This window comes from bacterium, assembly GCA_019637795.1.
Lineage (GTDB): Bacteria > Desulfobacterota > Binatia > HRBIN30 > CADEER01 > JAHBUY01.
Map to the genome: position 1 here is coordinate 13,348 of JAHBUY010000009.1, position 18,813 is coordinate 32,160.

Sequence of the window (18,813 nt, forward strand, 5' to 3'; positions counted from 1 at the left end):
GCGGACTAGTTTTTTCGCACCATCCGTCGCAGCGCCCAGAGCAGGCCACCACCCAGGCCGATGATCATCACCAAGCCGGCCGGGCTGGTCGGCGAGGGAACGACCGGAATGGGCGGCCGGGTGTTGGTTGGCGGCGGGGTATTTGTCGGAGTCGGGGTGTTGGTCCGCGTTGGAGTGAAGGTCGACGTGCTCGTCGGCGTGAAGGTGAACGTGGCAGTGAACGTCGCCGTCGGGGTGTTGGTCGCCGTCGCGGTGTTGGTCGCCGTGTTGGTCGGCGTGTTGGTCGGCGTGTTGGTCGGCGGCGGCGGAGCCGGCTGGCTGTCATTGTCGCCAGTGGCGCTGACGATCGAGTTCGGGTTCGGGCAACTGGGGTTGTTCAGCAGGTCGGTGGAAATACCGAAGCCGCCCGTCGCCACGGCGAAGCCGTCGTTCTGCAGGGTGCTGTTGTAGACGAACACGATCGCCTGACCGCTGTTGACGGTAAAGCCATCGGCCGGCTGGGCGCCGCACACCGTGCTGTTGACGGTAACCTCGCTCGGGTCGTCGCAGACAGGGGGATCACCCGACGCGTCGACGCCAAAGCCGAGGACCGTGCGCCCCTGGAAGTTGTCGCACTCCGCCGCGCGACCTGGCGCGATGCAGGCCGGCGGAACGTTGCCCAGGCTCGAGGTCAGCGGCACCAACGGCTGAACATTTACCTGTGCGTTGCAGTCGCTGGCGGTATGGCAGATGTTGAGCGCGCTGCCGCCAGTGCCGAGCGTCACGCGCCCTCCGAAGGCGCTGTTGAAGTTGATCACCGAAATGTCGTTCGGCGTCAGAATGTACGTGCGGGTGATCTGCCCGTACGGGTGCAGGCTCATCTGCGGCGCGATCACGCCGCCGATAGCGGAGGTGGACTGGTTCTGCATACCGGAGGTCGCGGCGCAGGAGCCGGCGCCGGAGATCGAACCCGCGATCGTGGTCACGCGAATGTTCTCGGCACCGCCCCCCAGATTGGAGGCGGTCAGCACTTGATACGCCGTGCCGTCACCAGCGCGAAACAGCGACTCCTGAATCTGCGCGCTCGCCGTACCGGCCAGCGCGAGACATGCGACGGCGACCAGAGCCGTGCGGCTGATCCGCGCGACACGCCACTCTCGACTAGTGCTCATAGGGTCTCCACCTCCCAGTCGCCGCGCCCGCATGGCGGACGGGGACAGTTCCCGAACGACGGCGAAGCGCTTACCACCGGCCCCACAACCTGTCAAGTACAAACGAGAGCGCCGGGGCGACGGCGGTAGGGAGGCAAACCCATTTTCGACTCGCCCAATTTGATAGCGCGGTGCAATAATCGAGATCGTCCCGTCATCGTCCTCCCTGACGATCCCGCCTGGGTCGTGCCAGGAGCGGAGACGCCGTTGGCGCCTCGAGCCTGAATGCCCCCGTTCCCCACGTACATTCCTGTCCAACAGCCTGTCCTACGGCAACAAAGTTGAGCGGCATTTTCTCGCCGATAGGCAGCGGGGAATTGGCAGTGACGTGCGACTGCATAATCGGGTCCTTGCGCTCCTCGAGGGCGTTCGTCTATGAAAACTCGCGGTTCGCCGGGGTGGCCCCGGTGAGGGTTCGTGGCACGGCACGTGCTCCAGCCGTTGGGTGAGTGGGGACACACACGGTGCTGTTGAAGAGCTGGACGGAATCCTCAGGTGAGGCGAGGCAGCGGGCGAGGAGATTTCTGGCCGTCGCCTGGTGTGCGTTGGCGTTTGCGAGCGCCGCGAGTGTGGCGAAGGCAGTGCCGTCCATCGATACCTATGTGGGCGGTGGCAATGGTGACGGCAACCTGGCGGTCAACGCCGCCCTCGACCCGCGGGGCTTCATCGCGGTCGGATCCGCGGCTTCCCCCGACTTCTACATCGCCGACGGGCGCAACAATCTGGTCCGCCGCGTCGATGGCTCGAGCGGGCTGATCGACACCGTCGCCGGCAACGGCGTGCAGGGCTTCAGCGGCGACGGCGGCAACGCGCGCAACGCCTCGCTGTCGCTGCCGCTCGACGTGGCGCGCGACAGCGCCGGCAACCTCTACATCGCGGATATGCAGAACAACCGCATCCGCAAGGTGACGCCCAGTGGCGTCATCTCGACCTTCGCCGGCGACGGCACCTACACCTACGGCGGCGACGGCGGACTGGCGACCCAGGCCGGGTTGAAGAACCCGTACGCAGTCGCGGTTGGTCCCGACGGCTACGTCTACATCGCCGATTTCGGCAACAATCGCATTCGGCGCGCCGGCCCTGCGGGCTGCTCGCCATCGACCTGCGTCATCAGCACCGTGGTCGGCACCGGCGACTGGGGCTTTTCCGGCGACGGCGGCGCACCGTCGAACGCCTCGTTGAAAAACCCCGCCGACGTGTCCTTCGACAACAACGGCAACATGTTGATCGTGGACTACGGCAACAAGCGCATCCGCAAAGTGAGCAACGGCATCATCACGACGGTTGCGGGCGGCGGCTTCTTCCCCGACGGCTCGGTCGGCGATGGCGGTCCGGCGACGGCGGCCGTGCTCCTGTTCCCGATGCAGGTCGCTACCGACACGGCGGGCAACATCTTCATCGCCGACTCATCGAACCGTCGGGTCCGCATGGTGCAGGCCGCGAGTCAGCTCATTTACACCATCGCCGGCGACGGCGGTCCGGTCGGGAGCACCGGCGACGGCGGGCCAGCCGCCAACGCGACGATCTACACGCCGTATGGCGTGGCCGCGATCGCGCCTGGCACCATGTGGTTCTCGCAGAACGATCTCCAAGCGAACAAGGAACGCTCCCGCGACAACCGGATCCGCCGTATCAGCAACGGCATCATCACCTCGGTCATCGGCGGCGGCCTCGGCGACGGCGGCCAGGCGTACGACGCCATCGTCGGTCCGAATGGCGGGCAGGCAAAGGTTGGCAACGGCCCGATCGCGAACCTCTACTTCGCGGACGCGGGCAACAACGTGGCTCGCTTCGTCGACGGCGCAACGGGCGAGATCATCACCCTCGCCGGCAGCGGCACCCCGGGCTACTCCGGCGACAACGGGCCCGCGCTCGAGGCGGCGCTCAATGCCCCCAACGACGTGGCGGTCGATTCGAACGGCGTCGTCTACATCGCCGACACCGGGAACAACGTGGTGCGGCGCGTGCGCAACGGCATCATTGATACGGTCGCCGGCACCGGTCGTCTCGGCTACAGCGGCGACGGCGGCGCGGCGACGGCGGCGCAACTGAGCTCACCGACGGGCGTCGCGGTCGATGCCAGCAACCTCTTGTACATCGCCGATCAGAGCAACAACCGCATACGCCGGGTCGGCAGCAATGGGGTCATCACCACCGTCGCCGGCAACGGCAGCTTTGGTTACGGTGGCGACGGTGGCGCGGCGACCAGCGCGATGCTGCGCAACCCCTGGGACCTGGTCGTGCGCAGCGACGGGGCGATGTTCATCGCCGACACCACCAACCATCGGATCCGCTACGTGGACCCGAATGGCACGATCAGCACCTACGCCGGGCTCGGCTATTCCGGTTTCGCCGGCGACGGCGGACTGGCGACGGCCGCCCTGTTCAATTTCCCGACGTCCCTCGACCTGGACAACAACGGCGTCCTGTACGTCAACGATTCCAAGAACCTCCGCATCCGGATGATCGACAACTCGTTGCTGCACCTGATCTCGACGGTCGCCGGCAACGGGCAGCGCACCGCCGCGGGCGACGGTGGTCCGGCCACCGCCGCCTCGTTCAGCACGGCGACCGGGCTCATGGTCGATCCCTCGGCACGCCAGCTCTTCATCAGCTCTCTCGACGATCGTCGCGTCCGGATGGTCACCTTCGACGGCGCCGCGCCGCCGACGCCGACCTTCACCGCGACGGCGATCCCGCCGACGCCGACCTGGACCTCGACGCCGCAGGGGACGTCGACGCGCACGCCCACCCCCCAGGGAACGTCGACGCGCACGGCTACCCCGACCAAGACCAACACGCAGAGCGCGCAGACGGGCACCATTGCCGGATCGATCACGTACTACTCCAATACGCAGAAGGTGCCGGGCGTCAGCGTCGGCCTCGTCGGCCCCGCGCCGGTCACCGTGTCGACGAACAGCAACGGTCAGTACTCGGCCACGCTCGCCCTCGGCACATGGAGCATCCAGCCCGCGAAATCGGGCGGATTCGGCAACGCCGTGAGCTCCCTCGACGCCGCCCGGGTGCTGCAGGCGCTGGCCGGAATCCAGCACTTCACCGACCAGCAGCGGCTTGCCTGCGACGCCAGCGGCGACGGCAGCCTGAGCACGCTGGACGCGGTCTACATCCTGCAGTTCAGCGCCGGCCTCATCGACCAGTTGCCCGCCGCCAGGACCTGCGGCTCCGACTGGATCTTCTATCCGTCCGCTTCAGCCGCACAGAACCAACTCGTGATCAACCCCTCGCTCGGCAGCGGCAACTGCCAGCAGGGCTCGATCGTCCTCAACCCGCTGGTCGGCTCGGCGAGCGGGCAGAGCTTCGATGGCATCCTGCTCGGCGATTGCACCGGCAACTGGACGTCGTCCATGGCCCTGCGCCAACGCGCCGCCGGCAGCGCCGTCGTCCACGCCGGCGCACCACGGCGGTCCCGCGGCGAAATCGTCGTCCCCATCTACGTGAAATCGGCCATCCCCTTCCAGGCGCTCGACCTGCGGCTCAGCTACGGTTCGACTGCGACCTTCGTCGGGGCCTCGGTGCGCGGGCAGGCCGCCGCCGCCATCACCAGCGCCCAGGGCGATGGCGCCCGTGTGTCGCTCAGCCTCGCGAGCGCCCAGCCGATCGCCGGCAACCGGGGCTCGATCCTCCTCCTGAGGTTCCGCGGCGCGTCCCCCGGGGTGACGCTGGACGGCGCGATGGTCGACGAGCAGCCTTCACGCGTCGTCACCCACGGCCGCACACGTTGAGCTGGAAGAGCCCGACCCGGCCACCTTCCGGACGTTTCCGCTGGGACGGCGCCGGCGTTATTCACTTGACTCCGCCGGCCCGGCCACCTAGAACGTGCGCGGGTTTTTGAGGCATGACGCTGCTCGCGGGCAGCGGTGTGGGTCAGTCGGAGGATTGGGGCATGGGTGTCAGATTGGCGAGCGCGAAGCGATTCCTGCAGTTGGTCGTTGCCCTCGCCGCGTTCACCAACGCCAACGCCGCCTCCGCCGTTCAGGTGACTCTGGGCACGGTCAGCCAGGACCCCGCGGCAGCGGTCGACGTCCCGATCACCGTCGCCGACACCGCCGGCATCCTCGGCATCGCCCTCAGCTTCTCGTACAACAACGCCGTCGCCACGGCGACGCAGGTCAACTCCGTACCCGGCGTCACCAACAACTGCACGATCGTTCCCAGCCTGACGAGCGGCATGGTGGTCATCACGGCTGCCTGCGCAGGCGGCCTGCCGTCCGGCGCGCAGACCCTGTTCACGGTGCACTTCACCCCCGTGGCCAACGGCTCGACGCCGTTGACGTTCACCCAGACCCAGGAGGTCCCGGGCGGCTGCTTCCTGAACGAAGGCGTGCCTTCGTGCGAGCCGGTGAACGGTCAGATCACCTTCGGACCAGCCGGGCCGACGTCGACCGTCACGGCGACCGCTACCGCCACGGCGACGCGTACGGCAACGGCGACCGCGAGCGCGACGGCGACGGTCACGTTCACCAACACCATCGGCCCATCGCCGACGGCGACCACGACGAGGACGTCGACCGCGACGGGGACGATCACCAACACGCCCGTCAACACCAACACGCCGACCCCGTCGTTCACTGCCTCGGAAACACCGACCCTCACGCCGACGCGCACCCTCACGCCGACCCGCACCACCACCAACACGCGCAACGCCACCCAGACGCGGCCGCCGATTCCGGTGGTGCCGTCGCCCGCCAGCCCGGCCGGCGCGCTGATGATCATCGCCCTTGGCGGCGCGCTGGTGTGGGCGCTCCACCGCCTCGCGAAGACGCCGCGCTGACCGCGCCCGGTCGGCGGTGAACGATTCGCCGGGGGGCCGCGCGCGGCCCCTCGCTGGCTGGTCGCTGCCGCGTCGATGCGATATCTGGCGAAGGCATGAGTGACCGCGACTTCCGCCTCTCGCCCCACGTGCGCCCGGTGCGCTACGACCTCGCCATCGAGGTCGACCTGGACCACTGGCGTTTCCACGGCGTCGAGGAGATCGAGCTGACCGTCGGCGAGCCAACCGCCAGCGTCACCCTGCACGCCAGCGAGTTGGCCATCACCAGCGCCCGCGCCGTGCTGCTCGATGGCACCCAGCTCGCCGCTCACCCGACGTACAACGCCACCGCCGAGACCGCGACCCTGACCTTCCCACGCGCCCTGCCCCGCGGCACCGTGCGCCTGAGTCTCGACTTCCGCGGCGAGATCCTCGCTCGCCTGCGCGGTTTCTACCGTTCGACCAAAGATGGCGCGCGCTACGCGGCGACGCAGTTCGAGGCCGCCGACGCGCGCCGCGCCTTCCCCTGCTTCGACGAACCCGCCTTCAAGGCGCGCTTCGCGTTGACGCTCGACATTCCGTCCAACCTGGTCGCGATCGCCAACGGCCCGGTCGTCCGCGAGACCGATCTCGGCGGCGGCCGCAAGGAAGTGGAGTTCGCCGAGACGCCACCCATTTCCTCGTATCTGGTCGCCTACACGGTCGGCCCCTACGAGGCGACCCCGGTCACCACCACCAGCACCGGCTGGCCGGTGCGCGTCTTCCTGCCGCGCGGCATGGCCGCCAAGGGTGTCTTCGCGCGTGACGCCCACGCGCGATCACTCGAGTACCTCGAGGACTACACCGCGATTCCGTATCCATACACCAAGGTCGACGCCATCGGCGTGCCCGATTTCGAAGCCGGCGCGATGGAGAACCCCGGCGCCATCACCTACCGCCTCACCGCGATCGCCGCCGACGCCGAGCGCGCCTCGACCCCGAGCCTCAAGGGCATCTACTACACTGCGGCGCACGAGCTCACCCACATGTGGTGGGGCGACCTGGTCACCATGGCGTGGTGGGACGATCTCTGGCTCAACGAGTCCTTCGCCACGTTCATCGGCTACAAGGTCGTCGCCGACCTGGTTCCCGAATGGGGCATGTGGCGCGACTTCGTCGCCACCCTGGTCCGCCCCTTCAACCTCGACGCTCTCGCCTCGACGCACCCGATTTCGTTCGAGGTCAAGAACGCCAAACAGGCCACCGAACGGTTCGATGTCATCACCTACTGGAAGGGCGCCGGCGTCGTCCGCATGATCGAGGGCTTCCTCGGCGCGGACGCCTTCCGCGCCGGCGTGCGCGCCTACCTGACCCGCTATCGCGAGGCGAACGCGACCGCCGACGACTTCTGGCGCGAGCTCGGCGCCGCCTCCGGCCGCGACGTCGCGACCATCGCCAACGCCTGGATCACCCAACCCGGCCACCCGCTGCTCCGCTTCAGCAGCGCCAACGGCCGCCTCGAGGCACGGCAGCAGCGCTTCTTCGCCGATCCCGACGCCCCCGCCGACCCGCGCGGCGCGACCTGGCCGACGCCGCTGGTGATCAAGCACGGACGCGGCGACCAGAGCGGCGAAACGCGCGTGCTGCTCGACGGCGCCACGCAGACGATCGAGCTGCCCGAACACGACTGGTTCTTCCCCAACGGCGACGGCGCCGGCTTCTTCCGCTTCGCCCTCGATGACGCCGCCCTGCACCGCCTGGTGCAGGTGGTACAGTCGGCGCTCAATCCGGCCGAACGCCTGACCCTGGTCGGCAACCAGTGGGCGCTGGTCCGCGCCTGCAAGGCCGATGTCGCCCAGTTCTTCTCCATGCTCGCCGGCTTCCGCGCCGAACCCGACCGCGCCGTGCTGTCGGCGATCGCCGAACGCCTCTACTGGCTGGCGACGCACGTGGTCGACGACGCGACGCGTCCGCTCTTCGAGCGCTTCGTCGGCGCCTTCGTGCGCCCGCACTTCGACGCCCTCGGCTGGAATCCGCGGCAGGGCGAGAGCGCCGACGACCGCTTGCGCCGTGCCACCGCCATCGCCGCCCTCGGCGAGCTCGCCGCCGATCCGGCGATCATCGACGCGGCCAGGGCCCGTCTGGAGCGCTACCTGGCCGAGCCCACCAGCCTCGACGCCAACCTCGCCTCCGCGGTGGTGACGATCGCCGCCCGCCGCGGCGACGCGGCGCTGTACCAACGCTACCTCGAGCGCAAACGCGCGGCCGGCGCCGACCCCGAGGAGGAGCAGCGCTTTCTGCTCGGGCTCGCCGCCTTCGAGGATCCGGAGCTCATCGGGCGCTCACTGGCGATGACCCTGACCGACGAGGTGCGGCCACAGGATCGCGCCCACCTGTACGCGCGTCTGCTCGGGATGCGCGCCGCGCGCCTGACCACCTGGACCTTCATCCGCGACCGCTGGCAAGCGCTCACGGCCAACCTCGACCCGATGCTGCAACAGAACATCGTCCGCGCCCTCGCCCAGTTGACCCCGGCCGACGTCGCCGACGAAGTGCTCGCCTTCCTCCCGCCGCGCGCCACCGAGGAGACGCGCGAGACCGTGGCGCAGACGATCGAGCAACTGCGCATCGACGCGGCCGTCGCCCATCGCCTCACCCCCGCGGTCTCCGCCGCGTTGCGCGACATCGCCTGAGGCGCGCATGCCGCCGCGCGACGACCTCCTGGTCTGGATGGACATGGAAATGTCCGGCCTCGACCCGGCGCGCAACGTCATCCTCGAGATCGCGACGTTGATCACCGACGCGTCGCTCACCGTCGTCGCCGAGGGCCCAGTGCTGGCCATCCACCAGCCGGACAGCGTGCTCGACGCGATGGACGACTGGAACCGCGAGCACCATGGCGCCAGCGGTCTCACGGCCCGCGTCCGCGCCTCGCACCTCTCCGCCGCCGACGCCGAGACGCGGTCGCTGGCCTTCGTCAGCGCCCACTGCGCGGCGCGCAGCTCGCCGCTCTGCGGCAACTCGATCTACCAGGATCGCCGCTTCCTGGCGCGCCACATGCCGCAGCTCGACCACTACCTGCACTACCGCAACGTCGACGTCAGCACGATCAAGGAGTTGGTTCGCCGCTGGTACCCCGCCGGACCGCCGCCGCCGGAGAAGAAGCACGCCCACTTGGCGCTCGACGACATCCGCGAGTCGATCGAGGAACTGCGCTTCTACCGCGCGCACTACTTCCGCAGCTAGCGCGACCACTCCCTGCCCCGCGAGGGCAAGGAGTGGTCGCTCGCTCGCCGCGCGCCGCTCAACCGCTGGCGCGCTGTGACATGATGTCCTCCTCGAATGGCATCAGGGTGAAGACGCGCTCGATCTCCTCCCGCGGGACGTCGAACACGGCGCCGTTGGTCGGAATCGCCTCGGTCGTCATCCACTCCGGCAGGGCGTCGTCAGCACGGCCCAGACCAGCCTTGCGGTTGAACGCCCATTCGTCCTGCAGGCACTGCCAGCCGTACTGCACGATGTCCTGCGGGCTGAGGGTCAGGCCGTACATGGCGTTGAAGTACTGCCGCATCTCTTCCATGCTCGGTTGCTGAAACTGGCAGAACCCGCTCGAGTCGCACACCGCGTTGACGATCTGCGCGTTCTGTGAGGCGCGCGCCGCGTCGGGCACCGGCATGACGATCAGACCGGCGGTGTGATCGGCGCCCATCGGACTGGTGCAGTACGTGATGCCCGTCGGCTTCAGGGTGCGCGGCTCCCAGGCCGGCACGCCCTGCCCCTTGACCGCGGGAATGCGCTGCACGCCGTGCTTCCTGCCGGTGTGGACGACCCCCTGCGCGACGTCGGCCGAGAGATCGCTGTCATGGTCGACCTTCTCCAGCAACGCGATCGCCGCCTCGTGATCGCCCCACGGCACCTTGCCGGCCTCCATCGCGACGGCGATGGCACCGCCGGTCTCGATCGTGTCGAGCCCCAGCTCGTCGCACAGGCGGTCCATCTTCGCGACCGCGTCGAGGTCGCCGATCTCGCAGTTGGACCCCATCAGCGCCAGCGTCTCGAACTCGAGCGCCGAGGTCACGTACTTGCCGTCGGGGCCGTGCACGACGTTCGAACACTGCACGATGCAGCCGGTCATGCAGTTGTGCATGCCGCCGCCGCGGGTCTCGAAGCTCTCGATGATGCGCGCCCCGTCCAGGTCCATCGCCTTGTCGAACTGCATGAAGCGCCGGTTCTTGGTCGGCAGCGTGTCCATCATGTTCGCCATGCCGACCACCGAGGACGTGCCGCGCGCGAAGAGCTGCGGGCCTTCCTTGTGGTGTTTCACCTGCGCCGCCACCAACTCCTTGAACGCCTTCGGATCCTTGGCCACGCGCGCCTGCGTGCCTTCGTCGTCGACCGCCACCGCCTTGAGCCCCTTGGCGCCCATGACCGCGCCGAGCCCGCCGCGCGCCGCGTGGCGCGTCGGATAGCGGTGATCCTCGTCGGTGAGCGCCACGCTGGCGCCCTTGTAGCGCGCCTCGCCAGCCGGGCCGCAGAGCACGAACGCGGCACGCTTGCCGTGCGTCTCGGCCAGCTTCGCGCAGGCGGCGTACGTGCGCAGCCCCTTCAGCTCCGGGCACTCGCGCAACGACGCGCCCTGCTTGTTGACGGTCAGCAGGTAGCGCTTCTCGGGATCCTTCGCCTGTCCCTCGACGATGACGGCTCGATAACCGAGGCGCATCAGCTTCTGCGCCGGTTGGCCACCGGCGTTCGCCTCCTTGATGCCGCCGGTGAGCGGACTCTTGCCGCCGACGCTCATGCGACCCGACGTCGGCGCCACGCCGCCGCTCAGACAGCCGGGCGCCAGGATCAGCTTGTTCCCCGGGCCCAGGGGATCACAGGTGGGATCGACTTCCTTGGTCAGGATGCGCGCCGACAGCGCGCGGCCACCGAGCGCCGTCCACTCGGCGGGGAACGGCTCTTCGGTCACGGTCAGCGTCGTCATGTCGACGCGCAACAAGCGGTCAGTCATGGGGAGCTCCTCCTCGATTGTCGTGCCTACCACACCGCCGCGCGGAGAGGGAATCGCGCCCGCCTGCGGCGTTCGCGGCCCCGCCATCGTCCGCCATCAGCGGCCCCCGGAGCGCCGGCGATGCGACGACGCGCCGCAGGCAGTTGATTCCTCCCCGCCCCCTCCGTACCGTGCGCGACGCATGGCCAACCGGCTCCGGCTCGCGGTGCTGCTCTCCGGCGGCGGCACGACGCTGCAGAACCTGCTCGATCACATCGCCGACGGCCGCCTGTCGGCGGAAGTGGCGGTCGTGGTCTCGTCGCGTGCCGACGCCTTCGGTCTCGAGCGGGCCCGCCGCGCCGGCCTGTCGGCGATCGCGGTGCCGAGGAAGGGGCAGCCGGACGTGCAGGCGTTCAACGACGCGCTCCACGCCGCGCTCGAACCCTACGCGCCGCAGCTCGTCGTGCTCGCGGGCTTCCTGTCGCTGTTCCAACCGCGCGCACGCTACGCGGGCCGGGTGATGAACATCCACCCGGCCCTGATCCCCGCCTTCTGCGGCGAGGGATTCTACGGGCATCGCGTCCACGAGGCGGTGCTCGAGGCCGGCGTCAAGGTCAGCGGCTGCACGGTGCATTTCGCGGACGATCACTACGACCGCGGCCCGATCATCCTGCAGGGCTGCGTGCCGGTGCTGGAGGACGACACCGCCGACACGTTGGCGGCGCGCGTCCTGGCACTCGAGCACGAGCTGTATCCGCGGGCCGTCCAGCTCTTCGCCGAGGGCCGGCTGCGAATCGAAGGGCGGCGCGTGCGCGTGTTGCCGGCGCGCGACTAGCCCGCGCTCGACTCCGCCCGAGGCGACCCGCGCGTCAGGCCTGGGGGCCGCTGCCCACCTGGGCCTTCGGCTGCTCCGGCGCGGGCGCGGCGGCGTCCTTGGCCGGCGCGGGCGCCGGCTTCGCGGCCGGCTTCTTGCGCGACGGGGCCAGCACGATGCCCATCATGCGGCCTTCCATCCGCGGCTCCCCCTCGGTGATGGCCACGTCCTTCAGCGCCTCGCAGACGCCCAGGAGTTTCTCGCGGCCGAGGTGCTGGTAGGCCATCTCGCGACCGCGGAAGCGGAGCAGGAACTTCACCCGATCGCCTTCCTCGAGGAACTCGCGCGCCTTGGCGATCTGGCGCTCGATGTCGCCGACGCCGGTGCGATAGCCGAGGCGCAGTTCCTTGACCTGGGTGACGGTGGCCTTCTTCTTGGCCTCCGATTCCTTCTTGTGCTGCTGGTACTTGAACTTGCCGTAGTCGAGGATGCGGCAGACCGGCGGCTGCGCGGTCGGGGCGATCTCGACCAGGTCGAGGGAAGCCTGCTCGGCGAGCCGCAACGCTTCGTCGATCGGGACGACGCCGACCTGCTCTCCGTCGGCACCGATCAGGCGCACCTGCGGGGTGCGAATCCTGCGATTGATGCGGTGGGTTTCCTCGGGCGGGGGAACGAAACGTGGGCCGCGGCCGCGATACGCCAAATGACCTCCAGATGGTTGACGTGGGGAACCTACACCGCTGCCAACGGCTGGGTCAATTCAGGAGCAGCGCAAAGCCCCCGGCGCATCCCAGCGCGGTCAGACGGGCTCCATGACCAGGTCGATGCAGAGCTCGCGGGCGACGACGTCCAGGCGCTCCCGCAATGCCGAGGCGTCGATCTCCCCGGGCACGTCCAGGACCATGCGAACGGTATAGATCGGCGTTCCCGATTCCGGCTCCGGGCGGGACTGCGTCTGCATCTCGGCGATGTTCACGCGGTGATCGGCCAGGCAGCGCGCCAACCTGGCGACGATGCCCGCCTTGTCGACGCCGGACGCCTGCAGTCCATAGCGGGTGGCCCGATGACTGGCGCGGTAGGGAATCGGCTCGGCGTCGAGGGGACGGAAGAACACGGTGAGCCGCCGTTCCCACTCGAGCCGCTTGCAGGCCGAGGACAGGCGGTCCGCGATCCCTTCGCCCTCTCCGGTGAGCAACAGCAACACCGCGAACTCGCTGCCCAGAATGGTCATGCTCGAGTCCTCGAGGTTGCAGTCGCACTCGTAGATCAGCTCGGAGAGATCGGCGACGATTCCCGGCCGATCGCGACCGATGGCGGAGAGCGCGAACCACTGCTTCATGGCGCGGATACTAGTCCGGCCGGCTGGCGGGCGGCAATGCAGCATCCGCCGGTCCGCGGGGCCAGGCCCATGGAGATGAGAGCCGCTCTGGACCGCGCGCGCTTTGTCTTCGAGAAACCGATCTTCCCGTGCTACGGTTCCGGGCTGGAGGAACCCCCCAATGTTCGGACTCGGTGCTCCCGAGCTCATCGTCATCCTCGTCGTCGCGCTGCTCGTTTTCGGCCCCGGCAAGCTGCCGGAGATCGGCGGCGCGCTCGGCAAGGGCATCAAGGACTTCAAGAAGGCGATCGAGAACAAGAGCGATGATGCCGAGGCGCCCGCGGCGCAGCCCGGCGACAAACCCGACGCCTGAGCGACCTCCACGAGGGCGGCGGGTCGCACGGACCACCGCCCTGCTCCTCGCGGTCATCGCGGTCGCGCGCGCCTCAGGCACGGCGGCGCACGCCGTCGATCCGGCGCACGCCGCGTCCGGAGCCGAGCCACCGACGCTCGCCGCGCCGCTGCCGGTCCATCCCGACCGGCTCCAGTATCGCGTCGCCTGGAATGGCATACCGGCCGCCGAGGCGATCGTCGCCATCACTCCGGGCCTGCACGCCGGGCAGCCCAGCCTGGACGTCGAGACCCGGGCCCGCACCAACACCTTCGTCGACCTGTTCTGGAGCTTTCGCGGCACCGCGAGGACGACGATGCTCGCCGACGGCCTCAGGCCGGTGCAGTTCACCTACCAGCGGACGATGGCGGGCACCCCGTACCTCACCTGGGTCGACTTCGACCGCGCCGACGACCGCGCCCACAGCGTCTACATGCGCGGCAGTAAGCAGAAGCAGTTCGACGTCGACGCGCGCGACGTCGTCGATCCGATCACCGCCGTCTTCCGCGCCCGCCTGAGCGGCGCCGGGCCGGGCGATACGCGCACGTACGAGGTCTTCACCGGCGAGGCGTCCTATCGGATACGGCTCACCATCGTCGCCCCGGACGACATCGACGTGCCCGCCGGCCACTTCCACGCCCTGCGGGTCGTGCCCGAAGTGTGGAAGCTGACCACCAGCGCAGAACCCGACGAGCGCCTGCGCGGCGCCACCATCTGGGTCGCCGACGATCCGTTGCGCACCCTGCTGCGCATCCGCAGCGAGGTCTTCGTCGGCGCCGTCACCCTCGACCTGGTCAAGGTCGACGCGTGAGCGGCCGCCCGCGGGTCAGCGTCGTCCTGCCGTTCCGCGACGCCGCCGCGACGCTGCCGGCGGCGCTCGACAGCATCACCGCCCAGACGCTCGACGACTGGGAAGGTCTGCTGATCGACGATGGCTCCAGTGACGGCTCTGCCGCGCTGGCCGACGCCCGCGCCGCCGCCGACCCGCGCTGGCGCCTGCTGCGCGCTGGCGGCGGCATCGTCGACGCCCTCAACCGCGGCATCGCCGCCGCGCGCGCGCCGTTGATCGCGCGCATGGACGCCGACGACGTTGCCCTGCCGCAACGGCTGGCGCGACAGGTCGCGGCGTTCGACGCCGATCCGGCGCTGACCGTCGTCGCCTGCCTGGTCGAGGCCTTTCCCGCCGCCGAGCTGACCGACGGCATGCGTCGCTACATCGACTGGCTGAATGGCGTCGTCAGCCCGGCGGCGATCCGCGACGCGCTGTTCGTCGAATCGCCGATCGCCCACCCCAGCGCCGTGATTCGCACCGACGCCCTGCGCGCCGTCGGCGGCTACCGCGCCTTCGACGGCCCCGAGGACTACGACCTCTGGCTGCGCCTGCTGCTCGACGGCGGACGCGCGGTGAAGGTCCCCGAAGTCCTGCTGCGCTGGCGCGAATCGCCGCGCCGTCTGAGCCGCGTCGATCCCCGCTGCCATCGCCGCCGATTCCTCGCCACCAAGCTCGCCCACCTGCCGCGCGTGCTGCCGCCGGAAACGCCGGTCCAGATCTGGGGCGCCGGTCCCACCGGACGTCTGTGGGCGCGCGCGCTCGCCGCACACGACTATCCCGTCCACCGCTTCTACGACGTCGTCCCCAAACGCTGGGGCCGCCGCATCGACGGCATCCCCGTGCAGCGCCCCGCCGCGCCCGACCCCGCGCACGGCTTCCTCCTCGCCGCCGCGGGCACCCCGGGCGCGCGCGAACAGATCCAGGCGTGGTTCGTCCAACACGGCCTGCGCCCGTGGGAGCACTTCCTGGCGGTGGCGTGAACGTCCCAGCACGCGAGCGGACGGAGGTCGCTGCCTGCCCGAGGCCGCGCCGCCCCCATCAGCTCGCCGGCGGCCGTTGCGGCCGGTACGCACAGCTACCGGGACGGCACGGGAACGGTCGTTCTTTGCGACCGGTTGACCTGTCTCAGGCGGCGCGTCTGTTCTCGAGAGGAACGAAGCGCATTTCCACCTGCTTGGTCAGCACAGAGGCGATGCGGCGCAGCATGTTCGGAGACGGGTTGCGCGAGTGCGAGCGCGTAGTCCGTATGAGCTGGCGATTTCACATAACCGGGGAGTATCGGACGTGCCGCCGTCTCCCCCCGAACTACCGATGCGGGTGTCTCCCACGCGGCGCGAGGCGCGACCGAGGGCGAATCCGGGCGAATCGGGCTGGGCGCGCGGCCCGGGCGGTGACCGGTGAACGGCGGCGGCCGGCCGCGGGCGCACGCGGGCGGCGGCGCGACGATCCGGGTCGCGCGGGGGGAGGGCGGTGTCAGAGTGGTTGGCTCGCGTCCCCGGGCAGCCCGCTCGGCTGGCGCGGCGGGGCGGGGCGCGGCGGCTCCCGCGGCAGCCCGAGGTGGCCGAGGATGCGGGCGATCACGCGCGGATCGGCGATGGTCGCCAGCAGCCGCAGCCGGCCGCCGCAGTCCGGGCACGCCAGCACGTCGAGGGCAAAGGTGCGCCGCAGCAACTCGGCCCAGGCGACGTGGCGCGGGCGGACATAGCCGCCCGGCGGCGGGGCGCGCGGGCCGGTGGGCGCGACGGGCGCAGGGGATGCGACGGCGGATCGGGCCGGGGACGGTGGCACTGGCGCGCCGGCGGTGGGCGCCGCCGCGGGCGCGGCCTCGCCCTCGGCGCGCGGGGCGCTCGCCCGGGCGACGCGCCAACAGCCACGGGCGGCAAACGCCCCGTGGTAAAGGAGCAGGTTGGCCCGTGGCCGTGGCACCAGCGCCGCCAGCTTCTCCAACAACTCGCTCGGCTCGAAACCGATCGCCCGCGTGCCGTCGCGCCACGGCCGGCGCAGCCGCAGCAGCACCCGCCCCTCCGCCGTCAGCTCCAGCGCGTCCTGCGCCACCGGCGGCCGCAGCACGTAGCGGCAGAGCCGCTCGAGCCGGCGCCGGTCGCCGGCGCGCACGGCCGCGTCGGCATGCAGGTCGAACCCCTCGCGGTGGGCGTGGCGCGGTCCGGCCGTGCTCACCACCGGCGCGGTGGCGTCGGCGCCGAGCCGCAGCACCAGCTGAGCCGCCCGCGGGCCGGTCGCCACCCGCCCGACCACCGACGCGCCGGCGATCGCCGCCAGCGCGGGCTCCGCCAGCGCCAGGCCATCGGCGGTGCCGCCGTCACCCGCGCTCCCATCGACCACCAGGCCATCGCGGCGCACCAGACGCGCGATCCGGTGCTGGACCGCCGCCAGCAGGCGGGCCACCTCGACATCGGTCGGCGGCCGCGCCGCCGGCACGAAGCCCACCGCGCCGTCAGGCGCCGTCGCGAACACGCCCTCGGCCACCAGGGTGTGGAAGTGGACGTTGGTGTTGAGCGCCGAGCCGCAGCGCTGGATCGCCGTGACCGCCCCGCCGCGCCCGACCACCCCGGGCGCCCGCGCCCGGCGGCGCTCGAACGAGAGCAGCGCGCGCACGAACACCGCGAGCACGGCGCGGCACAACGGCGGGTCGTAGGCGAGCGCGTAGCGCAACCGATGCGGCAGCGTCAGCACCCACTGGCGCACCGGCAGGTCGCCGAAGACACCGTCGACCAGGTGCGCGGCCAGCACCGCCATGCGCCGCCCGCAGCAAGAGGGGCAGAACCCTCGGCCCTTGCACGAGAAGGCGACCAGGATCTCGCGCGCGCAGCCGCCGCAGCGGAAACGGGCAAAGCCGCTGGCCATGACGCCGCAGCTGAGAAAGGCGCGCAGCTCCTTCTCGATGAAGCGCGGCAGCCCCGCGCCGCCGCCGCGCGCGCGGGCCTCGGCGAGAAAGGTCTCGAGGTGCTCGAGGACCACACGCTGCAGGACGCCGCGCTCGGGGTGGCGGCGCACGCAGGTGTGCCGGCCGCGGCCGGCAGCCGCGCCGCCGGACGAACACGGATGCCCTCCAGAGTCGCTCGCCATCGGCTGTCGGGCCGGAGCGATCTCCGACCCCACACCCCCGCTGCGTTACCCGACGGCCAACGCCGGGCGTCGAGGTGGCAACGGCGGCGTTCAGGCTGGCGAGCGAGCGCGGATCCTCGTCCATCGCCGCCATGTGCAGCAACAGCTCAGCGCCGTTCGAGACGCCGGCAGCGGTGGACCAGCTCGCCGAATGCTTCCGGACCGCGATCGTCAGGGCCAGAAGCGTTGGCGACTGACGTGGCTCACCACGGCGGTCACAGAGTGGGGGCACTACATCGCGGCGGCGTGAGCCGGTGCGCCAGTGCGCCGGTGCCAGAAGGACTCATCCGCACCGGCTCACTCGTTCAATCAACTGATGTCGTTCAATCAACTGATGTCAATCAACTGATTGACGCCCCGGCGAACGATCTGGTAGCGCCAGCGAATCCACGTTTCGCAGGCGGAGGCACCGCGGGCGATCGGCGTTCGGCGGGCACCTGCGCGCTGCGCTCCAGGATGCGGGCGCAGTGAAGCGAGAGAGGACGGGATGAACATGCTGTTGAAGGACAAGGTCGCGGTGGTCACGGGTTCGGGGCGCGGCATCGGGCGCGGCATCGCCATCGCGCTGGCGCGCGAGGGGGCCAAGGTCATCATCAACGACGTCGGCTGCGAGGTCGACGGGCGCGGCACGGCCGACGACCCGGCCATGCAGGTGGTCAACGAGATCAAGAAGATCGGCAGCGACGCGGCGCCGAACTACGACTCGGTGTCCGACTTCGGCGGCGCCGAGCGGATCATCAAGAGCGCGGTCGACACCTTCGGCCGCATCGACATCCTGGTCAACAACGCCGGCATCGTGCGCGATCGCTCGCTCGGCAAGATGAGCGAGGAGGACTTCGACGCCGTCCTCGCGGTGCACCTGAAGGGCACCTTCAACTGCGGCCGCCACGCGCTGCCGATCATGCGCGAGCAGGGCTTCGGCCGGGTGATCAACATCACCTCCAGCGCCGGCCTGCGCGGCAACTTCGGCCAGTCGAACTACGGCGCCGCCAAGGCCGGGATCATGGGCCTGACCCTGGTGTGGGCGATCGAGCACGAGAAGTACGGCATCACGATCAACGCCATGGCGCCGTCGGGCATGACCCGCATGACCGGCACCATCCCGGGCGTCGACAAGGACAATCCGCCGCCCGAGATGAACCCCGAGCTCAACGGCCCGCTCATCGCCTTCCTCGGCTCCGACAAGGCGGCGCACGTGAACGGACAGATCTTCGGTCGCCGTGGATTCGGCTACACGATCTTCCAGCAACCGCGCCCGGTGGCGATGATGTACAAACCGGGCGGCCTGACCGCGAGCGAGATCGCCGCCAACTTCAACGGCGTCTTCCTCGAGCACCTGCAGCCGATCGGCATCCCCGAAATGCGGATGCGCGCCCAGGCGCGCGAACAGAAGAAGGAGTAG

At 70.2% G+C, this 18,813-nt stretch carries 14 protein-coding genes; 9 read left to right on the forward strand and 5 right to left on the reverse strand.

Going from position 1 to position 18,813, the window contains the following annotated elements; all coding sequences use genetic code 11:
- Positions 1–5: 5 nt before the first annotated feature.
- Positions 6–1,151: a hypothetical protein gene (locus tag KF840_25270; GenBank protein ID MBX3028214.1), complete on the reverse strand. Its 1,146-nt coding sequence runs from the start codon at positions 1,149–1,151 to the stop codon at positions 6–8.
- 608 nt (positions 1,152–1,759) lie between these two features.
- Here KF840_25270 and KF840_25275 point away from each other — a divergent pair.
- The 4 genes from KF840_25275 to orn all read left to right on the forward strand — a co-directional run bounded on the left by KF840_25275 (position 1,760) and on the right by orn (position 9,186).
- Positions 1,760–4,933, forward strand: coding sequence for a hypothetical protein (locus KF840_25275; GenBank protein ID MBX3028215.1), 3,174 nt, complete (start codon positions 1,760–1,762; stop codon positions 4,931–4,933).
- Between the two features lie 161 nt (positions 4,934–5,094).
- Positions 5,095–5,982 carry a hypothetical protein gene (locus KF840_25280; GenBank protein ID MBX3028216.1) on the forward strand — a complete coding sequence of 296 codons (888 nt, stop codon included), beginning with the start codon at positions 5,095–5,097 and terminating at the stop codon, positions 5,980–5,982.
- Positions 5,983–6,077: 95 nt separating this feature from the next.
- Positions 6,078–8,633, forward strand: coding sequence for an ERAP1-like C-terminal domain-containing protein (locus KF840_25285; protein ID MBX3028217.1), 2,556 nt, complete (start codon positions 6,078–6,080; stop codon positions 8,631–8,633).
- Between the two features lie 7 nt (positions 8,634–8,640).
- Positions 8,641–9,186, forward strand: a complete 546-nt coding sequence (gene orn / locus KF840_25290) for an oligoribonuclease (protein MBX3028218.1) — start codon at positions 8,641–8,643, stop codon at positions 9,184–9,186.
- Positions 9,187–9,244: 58 nt separating this feature from the next.
- On the opposite strand, the gene KF840_25295 is transcribed toward orn, so the two are convergent.
- Positions 9,245–10,951 carry an aldehyde ferredoxin oxidoreductase gene (locus KF840_25295; protein MBX3028219.1) on the reverse strand — a complete coding sequence of 569 codons (1,707 nt, stop codon included), beginning with the start codon at positions 10,949–10,951 and terminating at the stop codon, positions 9,245–9,247.
- 181 nt (positions 10,952–11,132) lie between these two features.
- On the opposite strand from KF840_25295, the gene KF840_25300 reads away from it, so the two are divergent.
- Complete coding sequence (locus KF840_25300; GenBank protein ID MBX3028220.1) at positions 11,133–11,765, forward strand: phosphoribosylglycinamide formyltransferase; 633 nt, start codon at positions 11,133–11,135, stop codon at positions 11,763–11,765.
- 34 nt (positions 11,766–11,799) lie between these two features.
- On the opposite strand, the gene infC is transcribed toward KF840_25300, so the two are convergent.
- Positions 11,800–12,447 carry a translation initiation factor IF-3 gene (gene infC, locus KF840_25305; GenBank protein MBX3028221.1) on the reverse strand — a complete coding sequence of 216 codons (648 nt, stop codon included), beginning with the start codon at positions 12,445–12,447 and terminating at the stop codon, positions 11,800–11,802.
- Between the two features lie 96 nt (positions 12,448–12,543).
- Positions 12,544–13,083: a hypothetical protein gene (locus tag KF840_25310; GenBank protein ID MBX3028222.1), complete on the reverse strand. Its 540-nt coding sequence runs from the start codon at positions 13,081–13,083 to the stop codon at positions 12,544–12,546.
- Between the two features lie 160 nt (positions 13,084–13,243).
- Between KF840_25310 and KF840_25315 the strand changes: the two genes are divergently transcribed.
- Genes KF840_25315 through KF840_25325 form a run of 3 tightly spaced genes read left to right on the forward strand, consistent with a single transcriptional unit; the run spans position 13,244 to position 15,265 of the window.
- Positions 13,244–13,435, forward strand: coding sequence for a twin-arginine translocase TatA/TatE family subunit (locus tag KF840_25315; protein ID MBX3028223.1), 192 nt, complete (start codon positions 13,244–13,246; stop codon positions 13,433–13,435).
- Positions 13,389–14,264: a DUF3108 domain-containing protein gene (locus KF840_25320; GenBank protein ID MBX3028224.1), complete on the forward strand. Its 876-nt coding sequence runs from the start codon at positions 13,389–13,391 to the stop codon at positions 14,262–14,264. The genes KF840_25315 and KF840_25320 overlap by 47 nt, the downstream gene beginning before the upstream one ends.
- Positions 14,261–15,265, forward strand: coding sequence for a glycosyltransferase (locus tag KF840_25325; protein MBX3028225.1), 1,005 nt, complete (start codon positions 14,261–14,263; stop codon positions 15,263–15,265). The genes KF840_25320 and KF840_25325 overlap by 4 nt, the downstream gene beginning before the upstream one ends.
- Positions 15,266–15,758: 493 nt before the next feature.
- Here KF840_25325 and KF840_25330 read toward each other — a convergent pair whose 3' ends face one another.
- On the reverse strand, positions 15,759–17,300 hold the full coding sequence (locus KF840_25330) for a transposase (protein MBX3028226.1): 1,542 nt from the start codon (positions 17,298–17,300) through the stop codon (positions 15,759–15,761).
- Positions 17,301–17,898: 598 nt separating this feature from the next.
- Here KF840_25330 and KF840_25335 point away from each other — a divergent pair.
- Positions 17,899–18,813: an SDR family NAD(P)-dependent oxidoreductase gene (locus tag KF840_25335; GenBank protein MBX3028227.1), complete on the forward strand. Its 915-nt coding sequence runs from the start codon at positions 17,899–17,901 to the stop codon at positions 18,811–18,813.

Excerpts from the sequence above, each read along its gene's own strand:
- KF840_25270 (MBX3028214.1), bottom strand. The coding sequence starts at position 1,151 with ATGAGCACTAGTCGAGAGTGGCGTGTCGCGCGGATCAGCCGCACGGCT.
- KF840_25280 (MBX3028216.1), top strand. The coding sequence starts at position 5,095 with ATGGGTGTCAGATTGGCGAGCGCGAAGCGATTCCTGCAGTTGGTCGTT.
- KF840_25285 (MBX3028217.1), top strand. The coding sequence starts at position 6,078 with ATGAGTGACCGCGACTTCCGCCTCTCGCCCCACGTGCGCCCGGTGCGC.
- orn (MBX3028218.1), top strand. The coding sequence starts at position 8,641 with ATGCCGCCGCGCGACGACCTCCTGGTCTGGATGGACATGGAAATGTCC.
- KF840_25295 (MBX3028219.1), bottom strand. The coding sequence starts at position 10,951 with ATGACTGACCGCTTGTTGCGCGTCGACATGACGACGCTGACCGTGACC.
- KF840_25300 (MBX3028220.1), top strand. The coding sequence starts at position 11,133 with ATGGCCAACCGGCTCCGGCTCGCGGTGCTGCTCTCCGGCGGCGGCACG.
- KF840_25310 (MBX3028222.1), bottom strand. The coding sequence starts at position 13,083 with ATGAAGCAGTGGTTCGCGCTCTCCGCCATCGGTCGCGATCGGCCGGGA.
- KF840_25315 (MBX3028223.1), top strand. The coding sequence starts at position 13,244 with ATGTTCGGACTCGGTGCTCCCGAGCTCATCGTCATCCTCGTCGTCGCG.
- KF840_25320 (MBX3028224.1), top strand. The coding sequence starts at position 13,389 with ATGCCGAGGCGCCCGCGGCGCAGCCCGGCGACAAACCCGACGCCTGAG.
- KF840_25335 (MBX3028227.1), top strand. The coding sequence starts at position 17,899 with ATGAACATGCTGTTGAAGGACAAGGTCGCGGTGGTCACGGGTTCGGGG.